Genomic DNA, 23,848 nt, shown 5'->3' on the forward strand with positions numbered 1-23,848 from the left:
TCCCGGGGGGGGGTGGGGGGGCCGTGTGCCCCCGAGCCCCCTCCTCACACCCGCCGGGGGCCCTCCGTGTGTGGGCGGGCCCCCCCCCCGACCCCGGCAGCGGCGCGCACATCTTCGAGACCCCCGTCTACTCGCGGGGAGCCATGGCCCTGCAGAAGCTGCGCACGGCCGTGGGCGACAGGACGTTCCTGCGCATCCTGCGCACCTGGGCCACCGAGCACCGGGGCGGCCACGGCACCACCGCCGAGTTCGTCCGGCTCTCCGAGCGGTTGTCCGGCAAGAACCTCCACCCGCTGTTCCACACCTGGATCGGTACGGCGGGCAAGCCGTCCTCTTCCTGAACCCCGCTTTCCCCCGCCCTCTCGGGGCTCCCGTCGCCTCTGGCGCCGGACGCCGAGCCCTTCGTGCGGGCGGGGGTGCGGCCGGGGTCAGGCAGGGCGGAGCCAGAGGGTGCTGAGCGGGGGGAGCGTCAGCCGGATGCTCGCCGACCGGCCGTGCGCGGCGCGGGATTCGGCCTTGACGACGCCGGGGTTGGCGACGTCGCTTCCTCCGTACCGGGCGCTGTCGGTGTTCAGGGTCTCCTGCCAGCCGGGGACGGAGTCGGGGACGCCGAGACGGTAGGCGTGCCGGACGACGGGGGAGAAGTTGCTGACGGCGAGGAGGGGGCTGCCGGCGGCGTCGTGGCGCAGGAACGCGAAGACGTTGTCGTCGGCGGCGTCACCGGTGATCCAGGCGAAGCCGGCCGGGTCCGTGTCGCGCTGCCAGAGGGCGGGTTCCCGGCGATACACGGTGTTGAGGTCGCGGACGAGGTCACGGACGCCCCGGTGGTCGGCCTCGGCCCCGTACCCGGGGTCGAGGAGCCACCAGTCGGGCCCCTGGGCTTCGGACCATTCGGCGCCCTGGGCGAACTCCTGTCCCATGAAGAGGAGTTGTTTGCCGGGGTGGGCCCACATGAAGCCGAGGTAGGCGCGGGTGGTGGCGCGTTGCTGCCACCAGTCGCCCGGTGCCTTGGAGACGAGTGACTGCTTGCCGTGGACGACCTCGTCGTGGGAGATGGGCAGGACGTAGTTCTCGCTGTAGGCGTAGACCATGGAGAACGTCATCTCGTGGTGGTGGTACTTGCGGTGGACCGGCTCGTGCTGGAGGTACTCCAGCGAGTCGTGCATCCACCCCATGTTCCACTTCAGCCCGAACCCCAGCCCCCCGTCCGAGGTCGCCCGGGTGACGCCGTCCCAGGCGGTGGATTCCTCGGCGATGGTGACGACGCCGGGGTTGCGGCGGTAGACGGTGGCGTTCATCTCCTGGAGGAAGGCGACGGCGTCGAGGTCTTCGCGGCCGCCGTGTTCGTTGGGTGTCCACTGGCCGGGTTCGCGGGAGTAGTCGAGGTAGAGCATGGAGGCGACGGCGTCGACGCGGAGTCCGTCGATGTGGAATTCCTGGCACCAGTAGACGGCGTTGGCGACGAGGAAGTTGCGGACCTCGCGGCGTCCGAAGTCGAATTCGAGGGTGCCCCAGTCGGGGTGGGCGGCGCGTTGGGGGTCGGCGTGTTCGTAGAGGGGGCGTCCGTCGAATGCGGCGAGGGCCCATTCGTCGCGGGGGAAATGGGCGGGGACCCAGTCCATGAGGACGCCGATGCCGGCCTGGTGGAGGGCGTCGACGAGGTGTTTGAAGTCGTCGGGGGTGCCGAGGCGGGCGGTGGGGGCGTAGAAGCCGGTGACCTGGTATCCCCAGGAGCCGCCGAAGGGGTGTTCGGCGACGGGCATGAGTTCGACGTGGGTGAAGCCGAGGTCGGCGACGTAGGCGGGGAGCTGCTGGGCGAGCTGACGGTACGTCAGGCCCGGTCGCCAGGACGCCAGGTGCACCTCGTACACGGAGAACGGCGCCTCATGGGCGGGACGCCTGCCCCGCTCCGCCATCCACTCCTCGTCGTGCCAGGTGTGGTGCGAGGTGTGGACGATCGACGAGGTGCGCGGCGGGACCTCGGTGCGGCGGGCCATCGGGTCGGCGCGCAGGGTGCGGGAGCCGTCGGGGCGGGTGATCTCGAACTTGTAGAGCTCGCCCTCCCCGATGCCGGGCACGAACAGCTCCCAGACTCCGGTGGAGCCGAGCGACCGCATCGGATACGCCGTGCCGTCCCAGTGCGAGAACGGTCCGCAGACCCTGACCCCCCGGGCGTTCGGCGCCCACACCGTGAACCGGGTGCCGGTCACACCCTGGTGGGTCATGAGGTGAGCGCCCAACGCGCGCCAGAGTTCCTCGTGACGGCCCTCGCCGATCAGATGCAGGTCGGTCTCGCCCAGCGCGGGCAGGAACCGGTAGGGGTCCTGCACCTCCGACCGGCGTCCCGCGTACGTCACCGACAGCAGGTACTCGGGAATCGTGTCGAGGGGCAGCACGGCGGCGAAGAGGCCGTCGCCGACGTCCGTCAGCGCGGTACGCCGCCCGTCGACCACCACGGCCACGGACTCGGCGTACGGACGCAGCGCCCGGAACACGACGCCACCCGGCACCTCATGAGCACCGAGCAGGGCGTGCGGGTCGTGGTGGGCGCCGGACAGCAGGCGCGCGCGGTCCGCCCCGTCCATCGGGGCCGCAGGCCCCGCGCCGACAGCGGTGGTGGAAACGGCCACGGCTTCATCCTCCTCGAGAGCGAACACGGAACAGGGCTGGTCCTCAGAGACCTTCGGCGAGTCGGGCGACCGCCGCCATCGGAACAGGCAGCCAGTCGGGCCGGTGCCGGGCCTCGTACAGCACTTCGTAAACGGCCCGGTCCGTCTCGTACGCGCGCAGCAGCGCGGGCTCCTCGTGCGGATCCCAGGCGGCCGCGGCCGCGTAGCCGGCGCCGTACGCCTCCCGGCAGCGGTGTGCCCACTCCGGGCGCCAGGGGCGCCGGGACCGCGCGGCGTAGTCGAAGGAGCGCAGCATGCCCGCGACATCGCGGACGGGTGACTGCAGTCGCCGTCGCTCGGGGACCGGGCGGGCGGGCTCGCCCTCGAAGTCGATGACGGACCACTGGCGCCCGGCCCTCAGCACCTGGCCGAGGTGGAGGTCGCCGTGAATCCGCTGCAGGGGCCGGGCCGCCGCGTCGAGCGACGCGAGGGCGTCGAAGGCGGAGCGCAACCCCGCGACATAGGGGTCGAGTTGGGGTACCGCGCGGGCCGTGGCGTCGAGGCGTTCGCTCATCGCGGCGGCGAGCCGGCCGTGCTGGAGCGGACTCGGCGCCTCGACGGGGAAGGCCGTCGCCAGGGCCAGATGCACCTCGGCGGTGGCTCGTCCCAGTTCGTACGCCTCCTCGGTGAACTCCCTTTCCGAGGCGAGTGACTGCAGTGCCAGGGTCCACCCGTCGGCGGCGCCCGGCAGGAACGGCTGGAGCACCCCCAGCGTCGCCTCCCGCGGGTGCGAGGTGCCGAACCACGCCGCGGGGGCGGGTACGCGGGTGCAACCCTGCCTGGCCAGCGCCCACGGCAGCTCCAGGTCCGGGTTGATGCCCGGCTGGACGCGGCGGAAGAACTTCAGGATGAAGGAGTCCCCGTACACGAGCGAGGAGTTCGACTGCTCCGCGTCGAGCAGCCGGGGAGCGAGGCCGGCCGGGACCGTCACCCGCGCGTCGCGCTCGAAGAGCAGCGGTCCCGCTGTCCCGGGAGTACGCAGCCGCTCCAGGAGCAGCCCCGTCGCCCGTGGGTCGTGAAGCGCGTCGTACACACTCAGGTCGGCCAGCGGTCCCGCGCTCGCACGGCCGATGAAGGCGTGGGCGAGCCGGGGCGGCAGGACCTTCCGCGCGCCGAGGAGGAGCTGGTAGCAGTCGTCGGCCGGGGGAGTGCCGGATCCGCCGTGACCGGTCCGGCCCAGGTGTTCGGTGTGTACCAGGAGATGCAGGCAGCCCGGGTACAGCTCGGTGGACGACGCCACGCTCAGGCCGGTGACGGGGCGTCCCTTGCCCGCGAACCAGCGTTGCCGCGGCAGCCACTCCCGCAGCAGATCACCCAGTGAGGTGAGCAGCGCGGCGGGGGCGTGGCGGCCCGGACGGTGCAACGCGGTCTTCGGCATGGCGACACGTCCTTTCAGAGGCAGGCGATGTTTGCCGGGCGATCGGTCAGGACCGCGTGACGGCGCCCGGGGCGACCGCGCGGCGGAGCCGGAACCAGTAGAAGCCGTGGCCTGCGAGGGTGAGCAGGTAGGGGAGTTCACCGATGGCGGGGAAGCGGACGCCGCCGATGAGCTCGACGGGGTGGCGGCCTTCGAAGGTCCCCAGGTCGAGTTCGGTGGGCTGGGCGAAGCGGGAGAAGTTGTGCACGCACAGCACCAGGTCGTCTTTGTACTCCCGCAGGAAGGCGAGGACGGCGGGGTTGGAGGAGGGGAGTTCGGTGTAGGTGCCGAGGCCGAAGGCCTTGTTCTGTTTGCGGATCTCGATCATGCGGCGGGTCCAGTGCAGCAGTGACGAGGGTGAGGACATGGAGGCTTCGACGTTGGTGACCTGGTAGCCGTAGACGGGGTCCATGATCGTGGGGAGGAAGAGGCGGCCGGGGTCGCTGGAGGAGAATCCGGCGTTGCGGTCGGGGGTCCACTGCATGGGGGTGCGGACGGCGTCGCGGTCGCCGAGCCAGATGTTGTCGCCCATGCCGATCTCGTCGCCGTAGTAGAGGATCGGGCTGCCCGGGAGGGACAGGAGCAGGGCGGTGAAGAGTTCGATCTGGTTGCGGTCGTTGTCGAGCAGGGGGGCGAGCCGGCGGCGGATGCCGATGTTGGCGCGCATGCGCGGGTCCTTGGCGTATTCCGCGTACATGTAGTCGCGTTCTTCGTCGGTGACCATTTCGAGGGTGAGCTCGTCGTGGTTGCGCAGGAAGATGCCCCACTGGCAGTTGTTGGGGATGGCGGGGGTCTTGGCGAGGATCTCCGATACGGGGTAGCGGGACTCGCGGCGGACGGCCATGAAGATGCGGGGCATGACGGGGAAGTGGAAGGCCATGTGGCACTCGTCGCCGCCGGAGGGGAAGTCGCCGAAGTAGTCGACGACGTCCTCGGGCCACTGGTTCGCCTCGGCCAAAAGCACCGTGTCCGGGTAGTGCGTGTCGATCTCCTTGCGCACCCGCTTCAGGAAGGTGTGGGTGGCGGGGAGGTTCTCGCAGTTGGTTCCCTCCACTTGGTAGAGGTAGGGCACGGCGTCGAGGCGGAACCCGTCGATGCCGAGGTCCAGCCAGAAGCGGAGGGCCGCGACGATCTCCTCCTGGACGGCGGGGTTCTCGTAGTTGAGGTCGGGCTGGTGGGAGAAGAAGCGGTGCCAGTAGTACTGCTTGCGGACCGGGTCGAAGGTCCAGTTGGAGGCCTCGGTGTCGACGAAGATGATCCGGGCGTCCTGGTACTGCTTGTCGTCGTCGGCCCAGACGTAGTAGTCGCCGTAGGGTCCTTCGGGGTTGGCGCGGGACTCCTGGAACCACGGGTGCTGGTCGCTGGTGTGGTTCATGACGAAGTCGATGACGATGCGCATGCCGCGCTGGTGGGCGGCGTCGACGAACTCGACGAAGTCGGCGAGGTCGCCGAACTCGGGCAGCACGGCGGTGTAGTCGGAGACGTCGTAGCCGCCGTCCCGCAGGGGGGACTTGAAGAACGGGGGCAGCCAGAGGCAGTCGATGCCGAGCCATTGCAGGTAGTCGAGTTTCGCGGTGAGGCCCTTGAGGTCACCGACGCCGTCGCCGTTGCTGTCCTGGAAGGAGCGGACCAGGACCTCGTAGAAGACGGCGCGTTTGAACCATTCGGGGTCGCGGTCCTTGGCCGGAGTGTCCTCGAAGGTGTCCGGTACGGGCTCGTTGACGATCATATGGTGGGTGACCCTCCGTTCTGTGGTGCCGGTCCGACCGCGAGCACATGCGCACTGCCCGGCTCCAGTCGCACGAAGTTGGTCCTGCCCCAGTAGTACGTCTCGCCGGTGAGCTCGTCATGCACCGGCACGCGCTCGTGCCAGTCCAGGCCGAGTCGCGGCATGTCCAACGAGACCGTGGCCTCCTGGGTGTGGTGGGGGTCGAGGTTGACCACCACCACGACCGCGTCCGAGCCCGTGCGCTTGCCGTATGCGATGAGGGCATCGTTGTCAGTCTGGTGGAAATGAAGGTTGCGCAGCGCGCGCAGGGCGTCGTGGCGCCTCCGGATCCGGTTCAGTTTCGTGATCAGCGGGGCGATCGTCCTGCCCTCGCGCGCGGCCGACTCCCAGTCCCGTGGACGCAGTTGGTACTTCTCCGAGTCGAGGTACTCCTCGCTGTCCGGGCCGGCCGCGGTGTTCTCGCACAGTTCGTATCCGGCGTAGACGCCCCACGCGGGCGACAGGGTGGCGGCGAGTACGGCCCGTGCCTCGAAGGCGGGCCGTCCGCCGCGCTGGAGGTAGCCGGGCAGGATGTCCGGGGTGTTGACGAAGAGGTTGGGCCGCATGAAGGCGGCGCTCTCGCCCGACAGCTCGGTGAGGTAGTCGGTCAGCTCGTGCTTGGTGTTGCGCCAGGTGAAGTACGTGTACGACTGCTGGAAGCCGACCGTCGCCAGCCTCTCCATGATCGCGGGCCGGGTGAACGCCTCGGCCAGGAAGATCACGTCGGGATCCCTGCGGTTGATCTCGGCGATGACCCGCTCCCAGAAGACCACCGGCTTGGTGTGCGGGTTGTCCACCCGGAAGATCCGGACACCGTGGTCCATCCAGAAGCGCAGCAGCCGGACACACTCGGCGATCAGACCCGGCATGTCCTCGTCGAAGGCGATCGGGTAGATGTCCTGGTACTTCTTCGGCGGGTTCTCCGCGTAGGCGATCGTCCCGTCGGCGCGGTGGTGGAACCACTCCGGGTGCTTCTCCACCCACGGGTGGTCGGGGGAGCACTGGAGGGCGAAGTCGAGGGCGACCTCGAGTCGCAGGTCCGCCGCCCGGCGTACGAACGCGTCGAAGTCCTCGATGGTGCCCAGAGCCGGGTGGATCGCGTCGTGCCCGCCCTCCGGGGAGCCGATCGCCCACGGCACACCGACGTCCTGACGGCTCGCCGACAGACTGTTGTTGGGGCCCTTGCGGAAGGTCGTGCCGATGGGGTGGACCGGCGGCAGGTAGACGACGTCGAAGCCCATCTCCGCGATGGCGGGCAGGCGTTCGGCGGCGGTGCGGAACGTGCCGTGGGCGGACGGGTCCGACTGCCCGCTCTCCGAACGCGGGAAGAACTCGTACCAGGAGCCGAAGAGCGCCCGTTCGCGTTCCACGAGCAGGGGCAACGGCAGCGAGCGGGAGACCCGTTCGCGCAACGGGTGCGCGGACAGGACGGAGGTCACTTCCGGGGCCGTCGCGGCCGCCAGACGGGCGGCCGGCGGCAGTGACGTGTCGCGCAGGCCTTCGGCCGCCGCCCGCACCGCTGACCGCCCGGCCGGGTCCGGTACGCCGGTCGCGGCGCGTTCGTACAGTGCCGCGCCCTCCTCCAGGATCAGCCCCGTGTCGATGCCGGCCGGGACCTTGATGCCGGCGGCCAGCCACCAGGCGGCCACCGGGTCGCTCCAGGACTCCACCAGATACGTCCAGTGGCCCACGGAATCGGGCGTGACCTCGGCACCCCAGCGGTCGGAGCCGGGGACGAGCTCGCGCATCGGGGTCCAGGGACCGGCCAGCCCCGTCGGGTCGCGCAGCACGACATTGGCGCCGACCACGTCATGGCCCTCACCGAAGACGGTCGCGGTGACCTGGAAGCTCTCCCCGCGGACCGCCTTGGCGGGGCGACGTCCGCACTCGACCACCGGGTGGACGTCGACGACCGGGATCCGGTCGACCGGAGTGGGGTCGGCCGGGTCACGTCCGTCGGCCGGGTGTGCGTCCATGTCCATCGCCTCCGCCGTTCTCGATCGCGCCTGCCGTTCAGAGCTGTCCGGGAGGGTCCCGGTCACTGTCCCGTCTCGGGGGCACCCCCCGGCCGTACGGCCCGCTCCGCCGGCCGGAAGGCCGTGACCGCGCCGGGAGTTCGCCGGACGCGCGCACCCGCCACGGGCGTGGTGGCCGACGCCGACGCCGCCGAGGGGGCGGGCGACGCCGACGAGGCGCCCGAAGCCCGCGCACCGCCGCGCAGATAGTGCTCGGCGGCGTCCACGGCCTCCCGCGCGCAGCGCTTACCCATCAGCACGCACAGGGTGTACCCCGAGTTCTCGAAGTTTCCCCGCACCGCGTGGTCCATGGGGGCCACGAGCAGCAGACGTTCCCAGGCCCGGTATTGCTCCAGGTGCCTGGCGACCTCGGCTTTGGCAGGCAGCAGCATGGCGCTGGTCACCTTTCCGCTCCAGGACTGCGCACGGGCCCGCCCGGCTGGTGCGGGGCGGGCGTGTACAGAGGGGCACCGGCCTGTCACTGAGGCCGGCGCCCTCACCCATGGTGCCTGTGTCACCACGAAGCGTCTTGTTGGCTCTTCAACTACGACGGGGGTCGTCACCCGAGTCGTCAGGAGTGCTCTCGTGTTGCACGAACGGAGTAGCACTCGCATTCTTGGACTTACTCAGGAGCGACCAACATTCACGCTTCGTGTTCGGGGCTCGTCCGCAAAGGGCGAGAGGGAGCGGGAGCTTCGCCGGTGAGGAGCCAACGAAGATGAAACCTGCAGTTCCCTGCTACTACCACCTCGACGTCGAGGTCAGCCCGGACCGAGTGGGACAGGTCAGACGCATTCTGGCCGCCCATCTCCGGTACTGGAACCTCGAGTTCCTCGTCGAGTCCGTCTGTCACTGCGCCGAGGCGCTGCTGGACACCATCGCCCAGCACTCGGCCGACAAGAACACCACCGTCGAGATGTGGTGGAACGGCAAGCACCTCATCACCGCCGTCTCCGACAACGACCAGGACATCCGCCCGCACAACGCACCCCAGGGCTGTCTCGCACGAATCGCCGCCCTGAGTGACAACTGGGGCTGCTGTGCGACGGGCGCCGGCGGCAAGATCATCTGGTTCTCCTGGCGGGCCCGTTCCGCCGAACGCGCCCCACTGGTGCCGGTCGGCCCCGTGCCGAGCCTGCGGGAGGCGTGCCGGATGCCCCGGGCGCTGTCGTTGCCCGTGCCCGCCTTCGCGGCGCCACGGGAGGACACCGGGACCGTGATCACCGTACGGTGATCACGTGCGCACCTGGACCGGACGCCCGTACCCGCTGGGGGCGTCATACGACGGCGAAGGCACCAACTTCGCCCTGTTCACCGAAGCCGCCGAACGGGTCGACCTCGTCCTCGTGGATGACGACGGTGCCTCGCGCACCGTCACGATGACCGAGGTCGACGGATACGTGTGGCACTGCCGACTGCCCGACGTCGGGCCGGGCCGGCGCTACGGCTACCGGGTCCACGGACCGTGGGACCCGGCGGCCGGGCACCGCTGCAATCCGGCGAAGCTGCTCCTCGACCCGTACGCGACGGCGGTCGACGGGCAGATCGACAACGACGCCTCGCTCTACGAGCGGGCGGCCGACGGGCCCGATCCCGCGGACAGCGCCGGGCACACCATGCTCGGTGTGGTGACCGACCCGGCCTTCGACTGGGGTGAGGACCGCCCACCGCTGCGGCCGTACGCCGAGACGGTGATCTACGAGGCCCATGTGCGCGGTCTGACCCGCACCCACCCGGACGTCCCCGCCGAACTGCGCGGTACCTACGCGGGCCTGGCCCATCCGGCGGTCGTCGGTCATCTGACCTCGCTCGGGGTGACCGCCGTCGAGCTGATGCCGGTGCACCAGTTCACCCAGGACGGCTTCCTGCGGGACAGGGGCCTGTCCAACTACTGGGGCTACAACACGATCGGCTTCTTCGCCCCGCACCACGCCTACGCGGCGCACGGCACCCGCGGAGAGCAGGTCACCGAGTTCAAGTCGATGGTCAAGGCGCTGCACGCGGCGGGCCTGGAAGTGATCCTCGACGTCGTCTACAACCACACCGCCGAGGGCAACGAGAACGGCCCCACGCTCTCCTTCCGCGGCATCGACAACGCCTCCTACTACCGTTTGGTGGAGGGGGACGCGGCGCACTACTACGACACCACCGGTACCGGGAACAGCCTGCTGACGCGGCACCCGAACGTACTACAGCTGATCATGGACTCGCTGCGGTACTGGGTGACGGAGATGCACGTCGACGGTTTCCGCTTCGATCTCGCGGCCACGCTCGCGCGGCAGTTCCACGACGTGGACCGCCTCTCGGCGTTCTTCGACCTGATCCAGCAGGATCCGGTGGTCGGCCGCGTGAAACTGATCGCCGAGCCCTGGGACCTCGGCGACGGCGGCTACCAGGTCGGCAACTTCCCGCCCCTGTGGTCCGAATGGAACGGCAAGTACCGTGACGCGGTGCGGGACTTCTGGCGCTCAGGCGAGCACACGCTCGGTGAGTTCGCCTCCCGCCTGACCGGTTCCGCCGACCTCTACCAGCACGACCGGCGCCGGCCGCGTGCGGGAATCAACTTCGTCACCGCGCACGACGGATTCACCCTGCGCGACCTCGTCTCGTACGACGACAAGCACAACGAGGCCAACGGCGAGGGCAACCGGGACGGCGAGAGCGTCAACCGTTCCTGGAACTGCGGTGCCGAGGGCCCCACCGACGACGAGGGAATCCTCGAACTGCGCGCCCGCCAGCAGCGCAACCTGCTCGCCACCCTGCTGCTCTCCCAGGGCATCCCGATGCTCGCGCACGGCGACGAACTGGGCCGCACCCAGCGCGGCAACAACAACGCCTACTGCCAGGACAACGAACTCTCCTGGATCGACTGGCGGCTGGACGACGAGCAGCGCGACCTCATCGAGTTCACCCGGCGCGCCGTCGCGCTGCGCGCCGACCACCCCGTGCTGCGCCGCCGCCGGTTCTTCCTCGGTGACACGGCCACCCACGAGGGCCAGCCGCTGCCCGACCTGGTGTGGCTGCGACCCGACGCGAGCGAGATGACGGACGCGGACTGGCGGCGCGCCGACGCACACGCCCTGGCCGTGTTCCTCAACGGCGACGCGATCGCCGAGCCCGACCCGTACGGCGGCCCGGTGGTCGACGACTCCTTCCTGCTGCTCCTGAACAGCTACTGGGAGCCGGTCGTCTTCCGCCTTCCGGGCACCGGGTACGGCGAGCGGTGGACGGCCCGGATCGACACCGCCGATCCGGCGGTCGTCCCCGACGAACGGGAGCGCAAGGCCGACACCGACGTCCGGCTCGAAGCCCGCAGCCTGCTGCTGTTGTCCAGGGCCCCACGGACCGCGGACGGGGCCCCCGGCGTCGGCTGAGCCGCGGGTGGGCCGGAGCAGAACGGGCGCGGTGCGCCCATCGGAGGGAGACTGGAGCGAGGGCCCCGGGCCACCGGGGTCCCCGCAACCGGCCCCGAACCCGGGGGATGCGCATGTCCATCACGCCGGCACAGGCAGCGCGACAGGAGCTGACCGGATTCGAAGGTCGGCTGACCGGACCCGACGACCCCGGCTACGACCGGGCGCGCACCGTCTACAACGCGATGATCGACCGGCGGCCCGCCCTGGTGGCGCGATGCGCCGACCCCGAGGCCGTCGCCTCCGTCGTCGGTTTCGCCCGCGACCACGGGCTACCCCTCGCCGTGCGCGGCGGGGGCCATCACGGCGCGGGCCTGGGAGTCTGCGACGACGGCGTGGTGCTCGACCTCGCACCGCTGAAGGGCGTCGAGGTCGACCCGAAAGCCCGCACCGCACGCGTCGGCGGCGGCTGTGTATGGGGCGAGGTCGACCGCGCCACCCACGAGCACGGCCTGGCCACACCCGCGGGCATCGTCTCCACGACAGGAGTCGGCGGCCTCGCGCTGGGCGGCGGCCTCGGACACCTCACCCGCGCCCACGGACTGACCGTCGACAACCTCCTGGAGGCCGACCTCGTCCTGGCGAGCGGTGACCGGGTGCGGGCGAGCGCCACCGAGAACCCCGATCTGTACTGGGCGATCCGCGGGGGCGGAGGCAACTTCGGAGTCGTCACCTCGTTCCTCTTCCGGCTGCACGAGGTGAGCACGGTCGTCGCGGGACCCACCTTCTGGCCCGCCGAACTCGGCGCCGACGTCCTGGCCGCCTACCGCGACTTCATCCCGCACGCGCCCCGTGAACTGAACGGCTTCTTCATGTTCGGATCCGTCCCGCCCGCCCCGCCGTTCCCCGAGGAGCTCCGTCTGCGCGGTGTCTGCGGCGTCATGTGGTGCCGCGTCGGGGACGAGCCGGAGCTCGCGGCGACGGAGATGGCGCCGTTGCTCTCCGCGCTGCCCGCGCCCCTGCTGCACGCACCTGCGCCGATGCCGCACCCCGCACTGCAGTCGGCCTTCGACGGGGTCTATCCCCCCGGGGACCAGTGGTACTGGCGCGCGGACTTCGTCGACGAGATCCCCGACGAGGCCGTCGCACTGCACGCCAGGTTCGGTGCCGAGCCGCCGACCTGGAAATCGGGGATGCACCTGTACCCGATCGACGGCGCCGTCCACGACCTCGCGCCGACGGACACCGCCTGGGGCTACCGCGACACGGGCTGGGCCTCCGTCTTCGCGGGCGTCGACTCCGACCCGGCCAACGCGGAACTCGTGAAGAGCTGGAGCATCGAGTACTCGGACGCGCTGCACCCGTACTCCGCGGGCGGGGCCTACGTGAACATGATGATGGACGAAGGGCCGGAAAGGGTACGGGCCGGCTATCGCGGGAACCACCCCCGCCTCGCCCGGACCAAGGCCGCCTACGACCCGGCCAACCTCTTCCACGTCAACCAGAACATCCAGCCGGTGCAGGGCGCCTGACGGGACGGCTCGCGAGCCGTGCCCTCCTTCCGCGGGCCGTTCCCTCCTGACCGGGGCGGAGTGGTTCTCCGCCCCACGGTGCCTCCCGTCGTTCGTCGCACCACCATCCGCCGGCCGACCGTCAACTCTCCTGTGGGCGTGCTTGGTTACCGGAGAGTGTGCGGACGGGATCGCGGAGCGTGAGGCCGGCGCCCCGGGCGTCGAGGGTGAGGACGGGGACGTGCTGGCCGAGGGTGCGCAGAGCGCGTGCGTATCCCTCCACGGCCTCGGCGTCGTCCGTCTCGCCCGTCACATGGAGGAGGACACCGTCGCGTTCCGCCACCGCCTCGGCGAAATCGAGTGCCTGGATCCAGGTCACCCGGGAGCGTCCACGGCGCAGCGGACCGTAGACCAGCTCATGGACGAGACTGCCGTCGACGGCCAACCGGCCCGGCGCGGCCAGGAGTTCGCGGTACGGCTGAGTGGGGTCCACATGGTGCAGCGGTCCACGCGCACGCCGGACGAGGAATCCCTGACGGGCCAGTTCGGCGATCAGCGCGCCTCGGCCGATGCCGTCGGGACCTTCGACAACCAGGGTCCGGCACTGCGCGAGGGCCTGGCGGAGGGTTCGGCGAAGGGCCTGGTGCGAAGCCTGGTGGAGGGTCATCCCCGCACCTCGGGACAAGGGCCGGTGCGCATGCCGCTCCCTCCAGGAGGACCGATTCCCCCAGTGTCGCCGGACCGCCCGCACGGCGGGAGTGCACGCGCGGGCTGTCCGGTTGTGCGGGCGTAGTGGTGCGGCCTGCCCCGGCGGACCCCGGCGCCGCGGCGGCGTACCCGGAGGCCCGCGACCGGACGGCACGGGAGGGCGCGGAGACGGACCACGCCGGTCGCGCGGGCCGACGCGAGGAATACATCAGAACGTCGGTTGCGTGCCGAGCCGGGCGGAGACCATAGTGATCGAGTGACCTGCCGCGCAGGAGGCCGTGATGACTGCTCAACTGCGTTCAGTTGTAAGGCAATTGGCCTTCCGGCAGATGGGCCGGGTCACCGCAGGCGACCGTGATGCGAGACCTGGAGCGCCACCGTGACCGACGGACGACCGAGGGGCGCGGCCAAGGGCCCCGCCGGGGCCAACGCGGCGCTGGCGGCCGCCCTGAAGGACGCGGGCTGTTCCTACGCCTCCCTCGCCCTGCGGGTCAACGAACTCGGCCGCCGCCAGGGCATCGACTCCAACTACGACAAGGCGTCGGTCACCCGCTGGTTACAGGGCCAGCAACCGCGGGGCACGACACCGGGGCTGATCGCCGCCGTCCTGTCCGAACGGTGCGGCCGTCCCCTGTCGCCCACGGAACTGGGCTTCCACTCCGAGCAGCGACGGCCCGTCGCCGGCCGGGCGCTCCTCTACGGCGAGGATGTGGCGGAGACCCTGCACACCCTGGCCGAGCTGGGATCCACCGACATCTCGCGGCGCAGCCTCCTCGGCACGGTGCCCTTCGTCGCCTCCGCGCTGACGAGCCCCCAGCGCGACTGGCTGCTGTGGCTGTCGGAACAGCGGGACGGCCTTCGGCCCACGCCGGCGGCGAGCGGCGGCCCGGTCGAGCAGGTGCACGCGATGATCTCCATGTTCGACCGGATGGACAACCACTACGGCGGCGGCGGGGTACGCACCAGCATCGTGCACTACCTCTCCACCGAGGTCGTGCCCATGCTCCAGCGCCGCGGCACACCACCGCCCCTGCAACGCCAGTTGTACGCAGCCGCCGCGCGCCTGGCCGCCATGGCCGGCTGGAGTTCGTACGACGCGGGGGAGTACGGGCTGGCACAGCGCTACATGACCCAGGGGCTGCGCCTGTGCGCCGAGGGCCGCGACCGGGTCCTGGGCGGCCAGATACTGGCCGGACTTTCCCATCTGGCGACCAGCCTCGGCCGTCCCGACGAGGGGGTGGCGCTGGCCCGGGCCGGTGTCGCCACCGCGAAGGGGTCGGGCAGCCCGCTCGGACTGATGCGGCTCTACGCCATGTCGGCGCGCGGCCACGCGGCCCAGGGGCACTCGGGCGAGACCTCCGAGGCGCTGCGGCTGGCGGAACAGCAGCTGGACGCGAGCCGGGGAGCCGCCCAGGAGTCCGTGTGGGTGCGCTATCTCGACCACCACTACCTGCAGGCCGAAGCCGCCCTCTGCTTCCGGGACCTCGGCCTCGCCGCGCAGGCGGAGCGTACGGCGAGTGAGTCACTGGGCGCCAACGCCGACCGGCGAAGACGTCAGGCCATCAGCCGGTCCGTCCTGGCGACCGCCCACCTTCAGCAGGACCGGCTCGACGAGGCGGTCGGCACCGCCACCGAAGCGCTCGACACACTCAGCAGCGTGCACAGCGAACGCTCCATCCAGGCGCTGCGCGACTTCCGCAGACGCCTGGAGCCCCGTCGCCACGAACCGGTGGTGCAGGACTTCGAGCGTAGATCCCGGGGCGTACTGGGGGCGGTGGCGTGACCGGGGAACAGTGCGACCGGTGAGGTGACTTCGGTCCTGTGGGCCCCGCCCGCCGGCGAACGTCGGAGAACACCGGAGAGCGAGGAACCCGCCGGAGCGCGTCCGCCGGCACCTGAGCCCCGGGGACGAGATGCCGGGCGGGCGGCTCAGCCTGGGATGAGCGCGTCCCACTGATCACGGGTCGGGCCGTCGTGCTTCGGCGAGAAGCCGGGGTGGGCGGCCAGCCACGCGGTGACGTGCCGGTCCACTTCGTCGGTGCCGTAGGCGTCCTGGGCCGGCCGCAAAAGATGGCGTACCTGGGCCCGGGCTCTCATGACCACGGGATCGTCGAAGGCGCAGGCGGCCCGGGCGGCGGCCCGCCGATCCGAGAGCGGTGAGCTCTCGGCGAGGCGTTGCTCGTCTGCCCGGTCGGCCGTCACCTGCGCGTCGAACCACGGGCGGAGGGCCTGCTGTGTCCAGGCGTGGTACCCGCGGGGGTCCGCGGCGACCTGGTCGGCATGGGTGGCGAGGTACTGGGCGGCGCGCAGGCCGAGGGCCACGCCATGACCGAAGGTGGGGTTGGTGTGGATGAGGCTGTCCCCGGTGTTGACCAGGCCGGTGACGACGGGTCCCGCACCGTCGGCGAGGCCGGTCCAGCGGTTGTCCAGACCGGCCATCGGCAGGACGGCCGACTGCGGTTCGGGGGCCAGGCCGAGCCAGGCCGCGGTGGCGGGGAAGCGGCGGGCGACGGCCTCGAACACGGCGGGGTCGGTGAGTGCGCCGCGGGTCGGATCAGCGGTGGAGAGCACCAGGCTCACCGCGAAGGTGTCGTTGTCGGAAGGGAAGACACCGGCGAGCGCGAACGGTGCCGCCGAGCCGGTCTTCACCCGCCCGGGGTCACGCGGGCCCTCGGCCCGCAGGCGGTACCAGCGGCACAGATAAGCGATCCCGGTGCGATGGCTGTCGACCACCGGCGGGCGGCAACCGGCCGCGACGAGCCAGTCCGGCACCGGCGAGCGACGACCGGACGCGTCGACGACGAGGTCCGCCCGATGCGTCTCGGCTCCCACCCGCACGCCGGTGACCCGGGCGGGCCGGCCCTCCCTCATGGCGAGGCCGCGCACCCGGCAGCCCCGTCGTACGACGACGGTGCGTTCCCGCCGCACGGCCGCGGTCAGGGCGGCCTCCAGCACGATGCGGCGGCTGCGCAGGGTCACCAGGTCCTCGTCCCCGGCCCGATGCGGCGGATGCTCACCGAACCAGTCGAACTCGTGGTACTCCCGGGCTCCGCGTGCCAGCAGGTCCGCGTAGACGTCCGGGGTCTCGGCGCGCAGGACGGTGCGTACGGGCGCGAGCAACGAGTGGGGCTGGACGGCCTGCGGACATCGGGGCCGGTCCCAGTGGAAGAAGTCCCGGTCCAGGTCCTGTCCGGCCTGTCTCGCGTCCTGCTCGAACAACGTGACCGCGTGGCCCCGCCGGCCGAGCATGAGCGCTGTCCCCAGCCCGCTGATACCTCCACCGATCACCGCAACCCGCGCCACTGAGCTCCCCTTCGCGTCGTGTTGCGCGACGAGCCTACCGTTCGGTGATCTTGGCGGTGGTGTCGGGGAGTCGTCCGCGCGCGGGGAGGGGGAGGTGGCCGCACGGGATCGGCGGTATCGGGCGCACGGTCCGCTTCCCCGCGCGCGGCGTCGAAGTCGAGCCGGGCTCACGCGACTTCGCGAGGCCGGCCGCCGGACAGTGAACGTCGCGCCCAACTCCCCTGCGTCGTCGGGTCATCGGGGTGCTCGACGAGCAACGGCCGGGCAGACGCACCCTTCACCGGTGTGCGGCTCCCCGGACCGGTCGACGGCTCGATGCCGTCCGCCGGCTCAGTAACCGTCCGGGGAGGGCGAGTTCTGGGCACGGTCGACGGGCAGGTGGGCGCCCGAGATCCCGCTCGACCAGTCCGACAGCAGGAACGCCACCACCCGGGCGACCTCCTGCGGCGCGACCGGCCTTCCGGTCGGCAGCTCGGCCGACACGAACCCGGCGTACGCCTCGGGGTCCTCCCGGCGCATCCGGTCCCAACGCCTGCCCGGCACGAGCATCGAGCCGGGCGAGACGGCGTTCACCCGGATCCCGTCCGGCCCGAGCTCGCGGGCGAGTGAAGCGGCCAGGTGGATCTGGGCGGACTTCGCGACCCCGTACTGGACCGGCGGACCCGGCTTCCAGCCGGAGATCGAGGAGACCACCACGACCGATCCGCCGCCCGCCGCGCGCAGCGGTGGCACCGCGGCCCGGATCAGGCGCGCCGCATGGCCGACGTTCACCTCCCAGGTCGCCGCCCAGTCCCCGGCGTCCGTCGCCTCGAACCGGCCACCCCGGGAGCCTCCCGTGCACGCCACCACGCCGTCGAGCCCGCCGAAACGTTTCGCCACGGCCGCGACGAAGCTCTCCAGGTGCTCCGGCTCGGTGATGTCGAGCGCCCGGGTGTACAACGGTGAGTCCAGTGACCGCGCCAGTGTGTCCAGGTCCTCGGCGGTGCGCGCACAGGTCGCCACCCGGGCACCCTCGGCGGCCAGGAGCCGCACGATCTGCTCACCGAGGCCTCGCGTGCCACCGGTGACCAGGACGCGCTTGCCGCCCACCCCGGACCACCCCGTGCGCTCGGCTGCGCGCGCCGACGTCCGGACCCCGCTCACGTTCCTCACGCGCTCGAACATACCTCCCGCACCACTACGGGCCCGCAACCGGACAACCCCGATACCCCCTGGCCGGAAGGTGCCTGTGACCTGTTGGCTGCTGGAGCAGCCACCGCGCACGTCCCCCACCCGAGCTGCGCACGGAGGAGGATCGATGACGGGCTCCAGGGCCCCGCGCCGCGAACCGCCGTACGACGCCTCCCTGCCGTCCGGCCGTCCGCCCACGAGCGGGGTGCGGCCCGGCGATCCGGCGGTGGTCCCCGTGGTCCCGCCCAGTCTTCTGCACGCCACGGTCCCCGCCCAGGCCTCGCGCGCGGCCGGGGTACGGACGATGGTCGCCGAGTGTCTCACCCATCTCCGCCTGCCGCCCGAGCCGCTCGACAACGCTGTCCTCGCCACCGGGGAACTCTTCGCCAACGCGGTGGGACACGGCAGTTCGGACCCCGCCGACACGATCACCGTCACCCTCGAACGCACCGGGCACGAACTGCGCGTGACGGTCGCCGACCGCTCCTGCGTCGTGCCGAGACCCCGGACGACGGATCCGGCCGCGGAGTCGGGACGCGGTCTGGCCATCGTGGCCGCGCTGACCGACGACTGGGGCATCGCACCGCCCGACCCGGGAAGCACGGGCAAGAAGGTGTGGTTCACGCTGGTGCTCCACGGCATGCCGTGAGCCGCGGGGATCGCCCCGGTACCCCGGCCGACCAGGTGAGAGGCCATGGCGGGTACCGACCTGTCATATCAATTGCGACCTCTGCTCATTGGGGTGAAAGGCGCGATGAATCCGCCCGCCGTGGCCTGAGACGAGTCATGGTCTCTTCAAGGAGAAGGGCCTGACGGAGGGAACGAGACATTGCGGTCGAGGCGTATCGGGACGGTTCTGGGCGCGGTCGCGCTCACCATGTCGGCGATCCCCGCCGACGCTCACGCCGCGGCGATCGCCTGCGGCGGGGGCGTGTCCACCGGCCGTGTGGCCGTCAACGGCTGCATCAGTGCGCAGCGCGGATCCGTCGGCAGAGTCATCACCCGGGAGATCACGGCGCACATCAAGGCGCGCAACACCGGAACGAGAGCGCTGAACGTCTCCTACGAGGCGTTCTTCCGGGTCGTCGATGGTGGGCACTGGGTGAAACTGGGCAGCGGTCGTGCCTACGTCCGGGCAGGCGAAGCCATCGGCCCCGCTGAAGTGGGAAGCACCACCCGGGTGTGCGGCCCCGTGAAGGTGGAGATCCGTGTACACGCCCGGGCCGACGGCGGCGTCTGGAGCAATTGGTCTCCCGCGTCCACGAGGCAATGCCAGACCTGAGCGCCTGGATCTCGTGGGCCGGGGAGCGGCCGGCGTTCGGACCCGAGAGTCACCCATCACCCGGTGGGCGGCGGGGCGGCTGCCGGCCAGCAGTCGTTTCCACGACCGGCGCGCGGCCCGAACACCAGGTGGCGTCCGTGCGAGCGGGCACAGGTCAGATGCGTACGCCGAACTGGAAAGGCATGTTGCCGATCGACTCGTAGCGGACGAGCGCGCCGCTGTGGGGGGCGTGCAGCACCTGGCCGCCGCCCGCGTACAGCCCTACGTGGTGTTGGTCCCCGTAGAAGATGACCAGGTCGCCGACCTGGAGGGCGCTCTGCGAGTAGATGCGGGTGCCCGCGTTGGCCTGCGCCTCGGAGGTGCGCGGGATGGAGACATCGGCCTGGGCATAGGCCCAGGAGGTGAGGCCCGAGCAGTCGAAGGTGCTGGGGCCGGCGTGGCCGTAGTCGTACGGGGAGCCGATCACGCTCTGCGCGGCGGCGAACGCGGCGGCGGCGCGCCCGGAGGCAGCCTTGGTGTGGCCGAGATCGACACGCTCGCCGGCACGGGTGGCGCGCTCCCGGTCCTGCGCGGCGAGAGCCGCCTTCTCCTTGGCCGTCAGGGTGTTGAGCAGCTTCTGGGCGGAGGCGAGCTTGCCCTGGACCTCTTGCTTCTTCTTCTTGAGCTCGGCGCGGGTGTCGGAGAGGTCCTTGAGCTTCTCGGACGCTTCCTGGCGCTGCTGGGCGAGCTCGCGCTGCTTCTCCTGGACCTTCTTCAGCGCCTCGACCTGCTGACCGCTCAGCTGGTCCATCGCGGACGCCTTGTCCAGGTAGTCGTCCGGGTTCGAGGAGAGGAACAGTGCCACGGAGGGGTCGATGCCGCCGGTGCGGTACTGGGCGCTGGCCATCGAACCGAGGGCGTCACGCAGCTCGTTGAGGTCTTCCTGACCGCGGGCGACGTTGTCCTGCAGGGTGCTGATCTGCTTCTCCAGCTGGTCCTGCTTCTCCTTGGCCCCGTCGAGCTTCTCGGTGGCCTGCTCCGCCTCCTGGTAAAGGGCGTCGACCTTCGACTTGACCTCGTCCTTGCTCGGCTTCTCGCTGGGCGCGGCGTTGGCGGCGTTGGCACTGAGGGCCACGGCGGCAGCGGCGACGGTGGTGAGCACGGTCACGCGAGTGCGGCTGGGCTGCTTGGGTCGACGGTGGGACGCCACGAAGGCGAGCTCCTTCTTCCTCCGGCCGCCTGTCGAGACGCCGACAAGCGGTGCTCCTCCGCCGTCACTCCCAACGAGTGAACGCCCGAGCAAAGGTTCGGATGCGAACTCTAGTGACACGGTCGTGATCGGAGCAAGTGGCCTCGTGACGACTGTCCTTGGGCGACGGCGACGGGTTCCGTTCCGCCACGGAGCGCTGTCGGGTGGTTACGGGCGTCGACTCGCCGGGTGGCCCCACTCGCTTCACTGTGCGTGTGGGTGCTCACGAAGGTGGGCGCGCAGGGCGTGGGCCACTTGATCCGCTTGTTCGGTCGCCACCCGCTCCCGTTCCGGCCGCCCGAGCAGCTCGAAAATGCGCGGACCACGATGCTCCTGTCGCAGATCTGCCAGGCGCGGCACGATGTGGAAGTGCACGTGCGCGAAGCCCTCCGCTTCGGCGAACTGGACGACGTAGGTCTTGACGCAACCCGTCACGCCGCGCAGTGCCCGGGAGAGCCGTACCTGCCACACCCCCAGGGCGGACGCCTCCGCGTCGGTGAGGTCGTGAACCGCGGCGACGTGGCGGCGCGGCAGCAGTACCAGCCAGCCGGGTACCGAGGTGTCCATCGCGTGGGCCACCCGCCAGAGTCGGTCATGGGCCACGCGCTCGCGCGGCGGGAGGTCGTCGAACTCCGCTTCCTTGCCGCATGCGTAGCAGTCGGGAGTGTCCACGAGGTGTCCGGTGACGGGGGTCAGGGGGAGTGACTCGGCTCGCGGCTGATCACCGGCCGGCGCCGCATCGCGAGGAACAGCGCGACTCCGGCGGCGAGGACGAGCAGTCCGACAGGCAGAAGGATCCACGGGTTGAGCAGACCCTCGGTGCAGCTCTGGCCACCGGCGGATGCGGTGCAGTGGGTGCCGGGACCGTTTCGATTGAGGTAGGTCAGAACGAACAACGGCAGGCTCGCACTGGACAGCAGCCCTGGCAGGCCTCGAAGGGCCCCGCGTCGCGTCGCCAGCACTACGGTGGCGATCAGGGGGAGCGGCAGGATGAAGATCCCGATCGACAGCACGGCCAGCAGGGCGAACACGTAGCCCGCGCCGGTCAGGAGCCATCCGGTGAAGAACAGCCAGTCGCGTCTGTCGCCGGTCATTCCTTCTCCTCTTGCCCGATGGCGCCGACGGTATCCCCGTCCTAAAGGTCATGCCACCACGACTGCCGCTCCAACCTGTCCAGTTCGCGTTCCGCCCAGGCGCCGAACTCCGAGCCGACGGCGTCGTCCTCGACAGGAGGGATCTTCCCGCCGACCGCCTCGGCCCACTGGCTTCCCCGGACGGACCGGGACGTCGAATGCCGTACGAGCAGTCCCTCCTCGACGAGTTGGCGGCCAACCTGCACGGCAGGCCTGTCCTGCGGGTCTCCTGGCACCCGGAAGGAGGGGCGGGCGTAGACGTTCGCGACGGTGGGGTCCGGCGGACTCCGCAGCCAGGTCACGCCCGGCGGCGGATCCTCGCGCAGCCAAGCAGGGGCCTCGTCCGGATGATGGATCGTGAGGATCATCGCAAGACGCTCGCCCGCGTAGCAGGGCTCCGGCTTGGTGACCACGGCCACGTACACGTGGGTGTGCGGGGCGCTGTTCGGTCCCTCGACCTCACATACGACGACCTGCCCCACCGCAGTGGTCAAGGGCTGCAGTTGAACTCTCGGCATGATCTCAGCATCGCAGGTCCCATGCCCCGCCGAGTCCCCTCCAGCACCGGCCCGCCGTGGGTCGTCGTGCGCGTCGGGGCTGCGGGAACGCGGTGGACGGGGGGCTGTCGTCACCCCGGATCCGGACGGCTGCCCTGCGCCGTGCCCGGTCCGCCGGCGGACCGGGGCAGCCGTGCCGTACGTCTCCTAACTGCCTTCAGGCTCGGGGGCGTTCAGGCGCCGGGCGACGCCTTCGATGAGGAAGTCCAGGCTGAGACGGAACTGTTCGTCCAGGCCCGCCCCTGAGGGCGAGGCCATCCACGCGGCGAGGAGGGGGTGACGGCCGCCCTCGGCAGCCAGGTCGCGGGCGGCCGTGATCGCCGCGTCGAGCTGCTCGGCGGAGGGGAGCCCGTACCGGCGGCGCACGGCCAGTTCCTCCGCCTCCTGCTGAGCGCTGCCGAGGGCGGCCGTCACCCCCTCCTTGCCGGCCCACGACACGGCGCGCTACGAACGTTTCGTACGGGACCTCGTGACCCGCTGCCGCGGCCGGATCGACTACTGGCAGTGCAACAACGAACCCGGCAACACCGGCCTCCTCTGGGCGGGCACGGCACCGGAGTACGTGGAGCAGCTCGCCGTTTTCTCCCGCGCCGTCCGTGCCGGCGATCCGGCGGCGGGGGTGGTACTCGGCGGGTGCGGTTACGACGTGCTCTCCAGCCCGGCAGACAGCGAGGCCCGGCGCTTCTTCGACCATGTCGTGGAGTTCGGCCGAGACGACTTCGACCTGTTCTCCGTGCACCTCTACGGGGACCCGCACGACATCCCGGACCAGGTCGCGTCCGTACGGGACATGATGCGGCGGCACGGTTACGAACAGCCGGTGATGGCAGGGGAGTACAACGGGCCGACGCTCTTCGAGTTCCCCCGGGCCCAAGCCGTCTTCCAACAGGAGATGGTGGCGGCGTTCACCACCCCCGCACCGGCCGCCGACGGTGCGGGCGCCGGAGAGCCCGGACCGACGGACCATGCGCGCGCTCTACGCGAAGATGCCCGAACTCCCCCCGGAACTACAGATGTCCATGGAGGACAGCCCCGCCGGGCCGGCCGCCGGACGCGACCGCATCAACTGCCGGCAGATCGTCACCCGCACCGTCCTCGCACTTGCCTCGGGCGTCACACGGATGGCGTGCTGGAACCTTGCTCCGGAGATTCCGGGCTACCGCGACCGCCTCAACATGATGGGGTTCCTCTTCGGCAAGCTGGCCTTGATGGACTACGACGGCACCGACATCACGCTGCGCCGCCCCCCGGCCGACAGCTTCGCGCTCGTCGCCTCGTACCTCCATGACGCCTCGGGCGTCCGACGCGTCGACGTCGACGGACACCCGGACCTCCACGCCTACGAGGTGTCGCGTCGGAGCCGCGGACCGGTCGTCGTCGTGTGGCGGGCGGGTGACGTCCTCACCGGTGAGGAGGAGCCCGCTGTACCCGTCGACCGGCACTGGCCCCACGGTGGTGCCCACGCAGTCGACGCCTTCGGGGAACACCTGCCGCTGGGGGCCGACGGCGACCGGCTCCGTCTCCCCGTCCCGGTCACGCGCTTTTCCTCTCCGGCCGTCCCGACGTCCCGGTGCCGCCCGGCGTATGAGGCGGGGCCCGTCCGGCCGGTGCCCGAGCGGACCTCAGGTGCCGGGCAGCCCCCGGGGTCCCCGGCAGCGCACCGGGTCGGAGGTGCCCGCCGACGGAGTGCTGGCTCGCTGGCCGGGCCCTTCCAGGGCAGGCTGGGAGGGTGAT

Annotated in this window: 20 protein-coding genes and 1 pseudogene; 8 read left to right on the top strand and 13 right to left on the bottom strand. The window is 71.1% G+C overall.

Annotation, left to right across the window (positions count from 1 at the left end):
• Window positions 1-80: 80 nt before the first annotated feature.
• Window positions 81-341, top strand: a pseudogene (locus ACFV2J_RS00935) (M1 family aminopeptidase); the annotation flags it as partial.
• 87 nt (window positions 342-428) lie between these two features.
• Here the strand turns inward: ACFV2J_RS00935 and glgB are convergent.
• The 5 genes from glgB to ACFV2J_RS00960 all read right to left on the bottom strand — a co-directional run bounded on the left by glgB (window position 429) and on the right by ACFV2J_RS00960 (window position 8,261).
• Window positions 429-2,585, bottom strand: coding sequence for a 1,4-alpha-glucan branching enzyme (gene glgB, locus ACFV2J_RS00940; protein WP_385437021.1), 2,157 nt, complete (start codon window positions 2,583-2,585; stop codon window positions 429-431).
• 88 nt (window positions 2,586-2,673) lie between these two features.
• Window positions 2,674-4,047: a phosphotransferase gene (locus ACFV2J_RS00945; protein WP_385088342.1), complete on the bottom strand. Its 1,374-nt coding sequence runs from the start codon at window positions 4,045-4,047 to the stop codon at window positions 2,674-2,676.
• Between the two features lie 46 nt (window positions 4,048-4,093).
• Window positions 4,094-5,815, bottom strand: coding sequence for a maltose alpha-D-glucosyltransferase (treS, locus tag ACFV2J_RS00950; RefSeq protein WP_385436831.1), 1,722 nt, complete (start codon window positions 5,813-5,815; stop codon window positions 4,094-4,096).
• Window positions 5,812-7,830 carry an alpha-1,4-glucan--maltose-1-phosphate maltosyltransferase gene (locus ACFV2J_RS00955; RefSeq protein ID WP_385436833.1) on the bottom strand — a complete coding sequence of 673 codons (2,019 nt, stop codon included), beginning with the start codon at window positions 7,828-7,830 and terminating at the stop codon, window positions 5,812-5,814. The genes treS and ACFV2J_RS00955 overlap by 4 nt, the downstream gene beginning before the upstream one ends.
• A gap of 62 nt (window positions 7,831-7,892) precedes the next feature.
• Window positions 7,893-8,261 carry a DUF5133 domain-containing protein gene (locus ACFV2J_RS00960; RefSeq protein ID WP_385088348.1) on the bottom strand — a complete coding sequence of 123 codons (369 nt, stop codon included), beginning with the start codon at window positions 8,259-8,261 and terminating at the stop codon, window positions 7,893-7,895.
• Between the two features lie 326 nt (window positions 8,262-8,587).
• Here ACFV2J_RS00960 and ACFV2J_RS00965 point away from each other — a divergent pair, with 326 nt between their 5' ends.
• The 3 genes from ACFV2J_RS00965 (at window position 8,588) to ACFV2J_RS00975 (ending at window position 12,754) form a co-directional block, all read left to right on the top strand.
• Window positions 8,588-9,103: a pep a2 gene (locus ACFV2J_RS00965; RefSeq protein ID WP_385088350.1), complete on the top strand. Its 516-nt coding sequence runs from the start codon at window positions 8,588-8,590 to the stop codon at window positions 9,101-9,103.
• A gap of 4 nt (window positions 9,104-9,107) precedes the next feature.
• On the top strand, window positions 9,108-11,243 hold the full coding sequence (gene glgX, locus ACFV2J_RS00970) for a glycogen debranching protein GlgX (protein ID WP_385088352.1): 2,136 nt from the start codon (window positions 9,108-9,110) through the stop codon (window positions 11,241-11,243).
• A 113-nt stretch (window positions 11,244-11,356) separates the two neighbouring features.
• Window positions 11,357-12,754 (top strand): FAD-binding oxidoreductase, encoded by a 1,398-nt coding sequence (locus tag ACFV2J_RS00975; protein WP_385088354.1) that lies wholly within the window; start codon window positions 11,357-11,359, stop codon window positions 12,752-12,754.
• 121 nt (window positions 12,755-12,875) lie between these two features.
• Here ACFV2J_RS00975 and ACFV2J_RS00980 read toward each other — a convergent pair whose 3' ends face one another.
• Window positions 12,876-13,400, bottom strand: coding sequence for a hypothetical protein (locus ACFV2J_RS00980; protein ID WP_385088356.1), 525 nt, complete (start codon window positions 13,398-13,400; stop codon window positions 12,876-12,878).
• A 420-nt stretch (window positions 13,401-13,820) separates the two neighbouring features.
• On the opposite strand from ACFV2J_RS00980, the gene ACFV2J_RS00985 reads away from it, so the two are divergent.
• Window positions 13,821-15,224, top strand: a complete 1,404-nt coding sequence (locus ACFV2J_RS00985; RefSeq protein WP_385088358.1) for a hypothetical protein — start codon at window positions 13,821-13,823, stop codon at window positions 15,222-15,224.
• Window positions 15,225-15,370: 146 nt separating this feature from the next.
• On the opposite strand, the gene ACFV2J_RS00990 is transcribed toward ACFV2J_RS00985, so the two are convergent.
• On the bottom strand, window positions 15,371-16,744 hold the full coding sequence (locus ACFV2J_RS00990; protein ID WP_385088360.1) for an FAD-dependent oxidoreductase: 1,374 nt from the start codon (window positions 16,742-16,744) through the stop codon (window positions 15,371-15,373).
• Between the two features lie 330 nt (window positions 16,745-17,074).
• Window positions 17,075-17,896 carry an SDR family NAD(P)-dependent oxidoreductase gene (locus ACFV2J_RS00995; RefSeq protein WP_385097525.1) on the bottom strand — a complete coding sequence of 274 codons (822 nt, stop codon included), beginning with the start codon at window positions 17,894-17,896 and terminating at the stop codon, window positions 17,075-17,077.
• A 145-nt stretch (window positions 17,897-18,041) separates the two neighbouring features.
• On the opposite strand from ACFV2J_RS00995, the gene ACFV2J_RS01000 reads away from it, so the two are divergent.
• Window positions 18,042-18,563 carry an ATP-binding protein gene (locus ACFV2J_RS01000; protein ID WP_385097522.1) on the top strand — a complete coding sequence of 174 codons (522 nt, stop codon included), beginning with the start codon at window positions 18,042-18,044 and terminating at the stop codon, window positions 18,561-18,563.
• Window positions 18,564-18,743: 180 nt separating this feature from the next.
• Window positions 18,744-19,196, top strand: a complete 453-nt coding sequence (locus ACFV2J_RS01005) for a hypothetical protein (protein WP_385436838.1) — start codon at window positions 18,744-18,746, stop codon at window positions 19,194-19,196.
• A 154-nt stretch (window positions 19,197-19,350) separates the two neighbouring features.
• Here the strand turns inward: ACFV2J_RS01005 and ACFV2J_RS01010 are convergent, their stop codons facing one another.
• The 5 genes from ACFV2J_RS01010 to ACFV2J_RS01030 form a co-directional block, all read right to left on the bottom strand.
• Window positions 19,351-20,385 carry an NlpC/P60 family protein gene (locus ACFV2J_RS01010; protein ID WP_385436840.1) on the bottom strand — a complete coding sequence of 345 codons (1,035 nt, stop codon included), beginning with the start codon at window positions 20,383-20,385 and terminating at the stop codon, window positions 19,351-19,353.
• Between the two features lie 243 nt (window positions 20,386-20,628).
• The gene (locus ACFV2J_RS01015) at window positions 20,629-21,096 is read right to left on the bottom strand and encodes an HIT family protein (protein ID WP_385098031.1); all 468 of its coding nucleotides are present in this window, start codon (window positions 21,094-21,096) and stop codon (window positions 20,629-20,631) included.
• 20 nt (window positions 21,097-21,116) lie between these two features.
• On the bottom strand, window positions 21,117-21,518 hold the full coding sequence (locus ACFV2J_RS01020) for a hypothetical protein (RefSeq protein WP_385098033.1): 402 nt from the start codon (window positions 21,516-21,518) through the stop codon (window positions 21,117-21,119).
• A gap of 41 nt (window positions 21,519-21,559) precedes the next feature.
• Complete coding sequence (locus tag ACFV2J_RS01025) at window positions 21,560-22,051, bottom strand: hypothetical protein (RefSeq protein ID WP_385098035.1); 492 nt, start codon at window positions 22,049-22,051, stop codon at window positions 21,560-21,562.
• Window positions 22,052-22,261: 210 nt separating this feature from the next.
• On the bottom strand, window positions 22,262-22,528 hold the full coding sequence (locus ACFV2J_RS01030) for a hypothetical protein (RefSeq protein WP_385436843.1): 267 nt from the start codon (window positions 22,526-22,528) through the stop codon (window positions 22,262-22,264).
• Window positions 22,529-23,079: 551 nt separating this feature from the next.
• On the opposite strand from ACFV2J_RS01030, the gene ACFV2J_RS01035 reads away from it, so the two are divergent.
• Window positions 23,080-23,847, top strand: a complete 768-nt coding sequence (locus tag ACFV2J_RS01035; protein WP_385089223.1) for a hypothetical protein — start codon at window positions 23,080-23,082, stop codon at window positions 23,845-23,847.
• Window position 23,848: the final 1 nt, after the last annotated feature.

The sequence above is a fragment of the Streptomyces sp. NPDC059668 genome (assembly GCF_042734135.1).
Lineage (GTDB): Bacteria > Actinomycetota > Actinomycetes > Streptomycetales > Streptomycetaceae > Streptomyces.